This is a genomic window from Paenibacillus sp. 598K, from assembly GCF_003851045.1.
Taxonomy (GTDB): domain Bacteria; phylum Bacillota; class Bacilli; order Paenibacillales; family Paenibacillaceae; genus Paenibacillus_D.
This window is the reverse complement of the sequence record NZ_BFBX01000025.1, coordinates 54,281-60,827: the sequence shown is the minus strand read 5'-3', so window position 1 is coordinate 60,827 and position 6,547 is coordinate 54,281. Positions and strand designations below refer to the sequence as shown.

Here is a 6,547-nt window from a genome sequence, read left to right as displayed (position 1 = left end):
GGCGAGCCGCACCCGCTTGAGCGCCGCCGGGTCGCTCTTGTCCTGCAGCACGAGGCGCAGATGCCAGCGGGAGCGCTCGTCGCCCTCCCACGGCTCGATCAGCTGCAGCAGCGGGCGGAACGGCGCGACATCGGCCTTCCAGCCGATCTGCACGAGCCACGCCTCGCGGTCGAGTCCCGCCGCCCAGGCTGCCGCATGCTCGCGGGCGAATAGCGCGGGGAACTCGCGGCGCAGCTCCGCCTCGTCGGCCTCCGTGCCGTAGTAGCGGCTCGTCACCGCCGCCGAGTAAGCCGCTCGCAGCCCCTCCAGCGCCTCCTCGCTCCAGCCGCTCAGCTCGCGCTCGAGCTCGGCGCGTCTCGCCTCGCCGAGTGTGGCCGCGATCGCTGCCCCATCCCAGCTCCAGCGCAGCTCGCCGCTGCGATACGCCGCCAGGTCGGGCTCGTACAGGCGTTGCTCCAGCGCTTCGCAGAGCAGCGGCGCGAGCGCGACGAGCTGTGCCGCATCGTCCTGCCACTGCCACTTGATATGCGTCAGCAGCTGCCCCTCGCCGAAGAAGGCGATCACCTCCTCCGCAGGCAGCTCGACGACCTCGTGCTCGCCCATCTGTTCCACGACCAGCTCCGTGCCATAGCAGGACGGCTCGTGCCAAGCGAACAGGCGATGCTTCAGCTTTAGTCCCGTTGATTCCCCCAGTATCTCCGGCTCGGTGAAGATGATCGCGTCGCCATACGGGCCGAGCACCAGCCAGACAGGTATTGCGTTCACCGTATAATTCGTTGTCATGGGATCAGCTTTCCTTTCCTCAGCTCTTCCTGGAACGCCCGCAGCCGACTATATTGCTTGGCGATGCCGTCCACGTACGCTCCCCAACGCGGCTCGCGCTTCAGCCTCTTGTACAGCTTGGCCAGCCGTTTCAGCAGCTTCACCGCCCGTTTGTAGCCGTCGCGGTTGCGGAGCAGGATATGCCGCTCTACGCTCTGGTGATACCAGGGCAGCAGCGCCTCGGGATCGCCCTTCTCGATCGGCTGCAGATCTCGGACTCGGAAGTCGAGGGGGTCCTCGCCGATACTGATCTGATAATCGATCCATAGTCGCCAGCGGCCATAGCGCAGCAGGCGCTTCTCGTACAGGCCGCGGCTGAGCGGCAGCAGGCTGCTAATGGCCTCCCACATCCGCTCCTCTGTCTCCGGCAGATGCTCGACGACGATATCCCAGTAGCTGCCGTAAGCCTGTATGCTGTTATATTGCCTGCCGAGACGATCGGTCGCACATCCGCTCATCCACGCCTCGAGCCGCGACCAGTCCTCGGCCTCCTCCAGCACGTTCAGGAAGCGGAGCACCTGTGCAGGCTTCAACTGCTCCTGTGCCGCGAGCTCGAGCTGCTGCCAGGCCTGGCGATCCTCCCCCAGCCAATAGTACATCCAGGCGCGAGCGCCGGTCAGGAAGAGCAGACTTCGTTTGGGCGACCCCGAGCCGCTCAGCCCTGCGGTACCCCTAGCCGTCCCGACATCTTCTACAGCTGCTATACTTTCGAAACCCTCTAGATCCGCCACCATCTGCCCATTTGCTGCATCTGGCTCTGCGACATCGCCGCCATTTCCACGACTCTCCTCATTCTCCAGTCGAGTCAACTCCTCCTCGAAGCGCCCGGGGCTGCCCGCGCTAGGGGCGAGGAAGCGAATCCATAGCTCTGCATAGACATCCAGGTAGACGGAGGCCAAGGCTTTCTCATGCATCGCTGTCTGTCGTATATAGGCGATCGTATCCTGCAGCAGCTCCCAGGGGCTGTCGATGGTCTCGGTGGGCAAGCCTAAGGCGAGCTGACGCAGGATGTCGTTCATCGTCTCCGTTCTTGCGATGTTGACGTAGTAGCCCGTGTAGCTATAGGTCCAGTGCTTGCGCAGCAGGAACAGACCGACATGCAGCTCGAGCAGCCATTCCTCCGCTGCGGACAGCTCCGGCATGGCGTCTTGCACGAGGCTGCGCACTTCATAATTGTAGCTTGGTTGGTGCTGAGTGCTGTTGGCGCTGGCAGCACAGTCCCTGATCCAGCGCAGCCACTGGGCGACGCTCAGCTTGGCCCCTTGATGAGCTTCGATCCTCGTCATGATAACGAACCTTCCTTTTTTTAGTTATATATCTCCGTCAAACGATACCTCAATTATACCACGAAGTATCTCACACTTTAGTCCTCCTCCATAATTGGACAAGAAGACATAGGCGGATCGTCAGCGGTCTTGGTATGATAGGATCAAACCATTAATTTATGGAAGCCTTGAGACGGAGGGATCGTATGCTTCACTTAGATAGCCATGTATGGGCGAAGCTGTCCGGGCCGTATGGCACGGCAGAGCAGCTGCCTGCTTTGTTGCAGCGCCTGGAGCAGGCGTATAGTCGGGACGTTTTTGACGAGCTGTTCCAGGAGTACTTGTATCATCAGAATACGATCTATCCGGCCACCTATGCCGCGATGCCGTACTTGGCCCGAATCGCATGTGCGACAGACGATGCGGTCGTGCGTCAGGAGTTATTCCTCAATGGCGGGATTATCGAGGCGGCTCGCGATGAGCTGGATGAGGCGACCTTCCTCGCCGCATGGCCGGAGCTGGCGGAGGAGATCGGCGGCCCTGCGTGCGTGGAGCTGTATAGCGGTTACTTGGACGCTGTAGGCGAGCTCAGATCGCTGACGGAGCAAGTGTTAGCCGCGGCGGCCGAGCATGCCGACGACATGGAGAAGCGTTACCTGCTGATCGCAGATACAGCGTATCGAGGAGACCACATCGTCGCCAACATCCTGCTGACGTTCGTCCAAGGGGATGAGTATGTCGGCGTATGCCCGTCCTGCGAGGAGGAGATCTACATCTGGCCTGTAGCGGACGATACGGCGGTGCTGCAAGCCTTCGCGAGCGACCCCGTCTTCGAGCCCGAGCAGGAGCCGCAGCCGATCGTGCCCGATCCCTCTTGTGGAGAGGCGGAGACGAGGGTGCTCGCGGAGCGGGCGGCAGTGATCGGCGAGCGGACGTGGACTGACCATCTGCCGTATCTCGCGGGGATGGCCAGCTGTCCATCCTGCAGCGAGCAGGTCCGTCTATGGCCAGCGATACAGAGCACGTTCGAGATATAGCTGCGTCGACAGAGGACGGTGAGCGTCATTTTGTTTGAACGGCATGAGGCCTCTCCATTGGATGAGGAAGCCTCATGCCCTTTGCATTTTTTGAGCGGTTGCTGCATAGCAGCGGTTTGCAGTTCTGCTAGACTTGGATACAGGAGGAGGCTATCCCGTGGATTGGGCGGATCGTATGCGCGCAGCCATTGATTACATCGAGGACCATTTGAGGGGAGAGTTGAGCTACAAGCAAGCGGCCAAGGCGGCAGGCTGCCCGAATTACCACTTCCAGCGCATGTTTGCTTTCCTGGCGGAGGTCACCTTGTCCGAATATATCCGGCGCAGGCGGTTGACGCTAGCAGCCTTTGAGCTGCAGCAGAGCCATCAAAGCGTGATCGATGTGGCGCTTGCCTATGGCTATCAATCCCACGCTGCATTCACGCGGGCCTTTCGCGAGCTGCACGGCATGTTGCCAACCGCCGCTCGCCAGCCAGGAGCGCGACTGAAGGCGTATCCGCGGTTATCCTTCCAGATGACAGTCCAAGGGAGGACAGAGATGAGCTACCGTATCGAGAGGAAGCCGGGATTTGCGGCCGCAGGCTTCCGTCATGACGTATGCATGGACCAAGCCTACACCCAGGTACCGAAGCTCTGGCAAAAGGCCAGTCAGGACGGCAGAGGGGCGCAGTTAATCGATCTGCTGAGGGATTGCGGTCGTCACGCGCCTCATGCGGTACTTGGCGTTTTGTCCGGCGGCGATTGGGGGAGAGAGGATGCCTTCTCGTATACGCTGGCGGTCCCCTATGAACGAGAGGCGCCGGAGGGCATGACGGAGATGCAGATCCCGGGCCACCTGTGGGTCATCTTCGAGCCTGCCGGACTGGCCGACTTTGCAGCGACCTGGCAGCGATTGTACACCGAGTGGCTCCCAACATCCGATTATGTACTGGCCGATGTCCCGGCCATCGAGTGCTACTATCCGTCAGGACACGACCCGCAGCATGAGCTGTGGATTCCGATTGATACGAAGGGAAGATGACGATGGCGAATTTGATTAGAATCGACTTTACGGACTTTGGTCCCTACAAGATGGTAGGCAAAGAAATCTGCACGAAGCATGAGGAGGTCAACCCTGTTTTCCCGACCGCCTTCCCGACGATCCCTTCGCTGTGGCAGCGGTGCTTCGCAGACGGCACCTTCGATGCATTGGCCGCCATGAGCGAGCATTGCCCTGCGGAGACGCCGGACGGATATGAGGGGATGCTGCGGGACTTCAATCCTGCGGACGGCGCGTTTACTTATGTGGCCGGTTTCCTGATGAAGACGACAACCCCGGTCCCGGATGGCTATGCTGCCTATGATATGCCCGCTTGTCGCATTGCGCAGGCATGGATCGAGGGAGAGGAGCACGACATCTATCCTAACGCACACCGCTTGACGGTGGAAGCCGTTCAGAGCCATGGCTATGAGGTGGATTGGGCGCATTACTTTTCCTGCGAGGTGTATACCGAGCAACGGTTCGGCCTCCCTCAGAGGCGTGGTCAGAAGGTGCTGGTCCTCGACTACTACATGCCCGTGAAGCCGAAGCAAACGGCAGGAGTCAGCAGCACATAGCGCGCTGCTTCGCATAGCATCGAGACAGAAGCGCATGTCTTGCCTCCCTGTGAAGTGGGGGAAGAGGCATGCGCTTCCACTTTTGACTTACTATTGTGAATATTTCGAAAAAAATTATCGTCCATGTGATTTTACTTCATCTTTTGCGCTCGCCCGTGTGCTATAGTCAATTCACACCACGAGATAAGGGGTCACGAGCATATGTCCATACTAACCAAGCTTAAAGGAAGCTCTCCGAAGGCAATCGCACCGCCAGCAGATCGTCATCTCCTCGAATCGTTGCGAACGTATGTCGAGCTGGCCGAACGCAATGAAGAAACGCAGTTTGCTCTCTCTACCCAGGCCGATAAGGAGGAGTGGCAGGCGCTGTTGACGCGTCTAACGTCTGTTATCGCCAAGCGCGAGGCGTATTACAAAGTCCGATTACATATGATTACCGAAGCGATCGATATCGGCTTATGGGAGATGGATGTGTACGAGGGCGACCCGGTCAACCCGAACAATGAGTTCAGTTGGACCGATGAGCTGCGACGGATGATCGGCTACACGGACGAACGGGACTTCCCCAATGTGCTGGACAGTTGGTCCAGCCGTCTCCACCCGGAGGACAAGGGCGGCGTATTGCAGCTGTTCGCCGATCATATGCTCGATCGCACCGGCACGATCAAGTATGATATCGAGTATCGCTTAAAGATGAAGACCGGCGAATACAAATGGTTCCAGGCTACAGGGACGACCATCCGTACAGCCGACGGGACGCCGATCATGGTCGCAGGCGCGTTGTTCAATATTCATGACCGAAAAGTGAAGCAGGACGAGCTGAATGCCTTGGTCGTCCGCTATGATCTGGTCAATCGCGCCCTGGTCGAAGCACCGTGGGATATGACCGTGGTGGCGGGTGATCCAGTCAATCCGGACAATGCGTTCTGGTGGTCGGAGCAATTCCGCAAGACGATCGGCTTTGAGGGCGAGCATGATTTCCCGAACGTGCTGAGCAGTTGGAGCAACCAATTGCATCCCGATGACGCCGAGCCTACGCTGAACGCTTTTGCCAGACATCTGAACGACTATACCGGCCAGACCGACTATAACGTGAAGTATCGTCTGCGCTCCAAGCAGGGTGAATACCGCTGGTATCAGGCAGGCGGCGAGACGATCCGCGACGAGCAGGGTATCCCGCTGCGGGTAGCCGGTACGATCCGCGATGTGACGCATGAGGTCAACAAGGAAGAAGTCATCCGCATGGTCAATGTGCAAATGGAGGGCTTGCTGTCGGCGATCAACGAGATCGTGCGCGGCATCGTCTCGGTCACCGAGCAGGCCCAGGACATCGTCGAGGTGCAGGAGCAATCACATCAGGCGGCGATGGAAGTGAAGGAAAAAACGAATGAAACGAAGGATATTACCGGCTTCATCAGCGAGGTGGCCAATCAAACCGGCCTGCTCGGTCTGAACGCCTCGATCGAGGCGGCGCATGCAGGGGAGTATGGCCGCGGATTCTCGATCGTCGCCAGCGAGGTGAGGAAGCTGGCCGAGCATAGCCGACACGCCTCCAGCACGATCGCCACGACGATGCAGGAGATGAATGAACGCATCGACCACATCCTCGCCAAGATCAGCAGCATGTCCAGTCTGACCGAGGCACAGGCTGCGCTGACCGAGCAGGTCAACGCGTCGGCGGAGGAAGTGAGTACGATGTCGGAGGAGCTGCTAGGCATCCTGCGCAAGATGTAGTAGGTGGCGAAAAATCGCACAAGTATCGTCGAATCCGTCGGTGCGGCTCGGAGATGTGCGATAAATCGCATAAGTATCGCCGAATCCGCCGAT

General features: G+C 59.2%; 5 protein-coding genes and 1 pseudogene. 4 read left to right on the top strand and 2 right to left on the bottom strand.

The genetic code is table 11. The annotated features are described in order from the left end of the window. Together PA598K_RS09720 and PA598K_RS09715 are read right to left on the bottom strand one after the other, a co-directional pair. Positions 1-783: pseudogene (locus tag PA598K_RS09720) on the bottom strand (ATP-dependent helicase); the annotation flags it as partial. Next, a complete protein-coding gene (locus PA598K_RS09715; RefSeq protein WP_128656762.1) occupies positions 780-2,108 on the bottom strand; it encodes a hypothetical protein in 1,329 nt (442 codons plus the stop codon). The pseudogene PA598K_RS09720 and the gene PA598K_RS09715, both read right to left, overlap by 4 nt. Positions 2,109-2,293: 185 nt before the next feature. Between PA598K_RS09715 and PA598K_RS09710 the strand changes: the two genes are divergently transcribed. The 4 genes from PA598K_RS09710 (at position 2,294) to PA598K_RS09695 (ending at position 6,454) form a co-directional block, all read left to right on the top strand. Next, a complete protein-coding gene (locus tag PA598K_RS09710) occupies positions 2,294-3,124 on the top strand; it encodes a hypothetical protein (protein ID WP_128656761.1) in 831 nt (276 codons plus the stop codon). Between the two features lie 157 nt (positions 3,125-3,281). Further along, positions 3,282-4,145: an AraC family transcriptional regulator gene (locus PA598K_RS09705; RefSeq protein WP_221414117.1), complete on the top strand. Its 864-nt coding sequence runs from the start codon at positions 3,282-3,284 to the stop codon at positions 4,143-4,145. Between the two features lie 2 nt (positions 4,146-4,147). Continuing rightward, positions 4,148-4,720, top strand: coding sequence for a GyrI-like domain-containing protein (locus PA598K_RS09700; RefSeq protein WP_128656760.1), 573 nt, complete (start codon positions 4,148-4,150; stop codon positions 4,718-4,720). A 201-nt stretch (positions 4,721-4,921) separates the two neighbouring features. Then, positions 4,922-6,454: a methyl-accepting chemotaxis protein gene (locus tag PA598K_RS09695; protein ID WP_128656759.1), complete on the top strand. Its 1,533-nt coding sequence runs from the start codon at positions 4,922-4,924 to the stop codon at positions 6,452-6,454. Positions 6,455-6,547 lie beyond the last annotated feature (93 nt).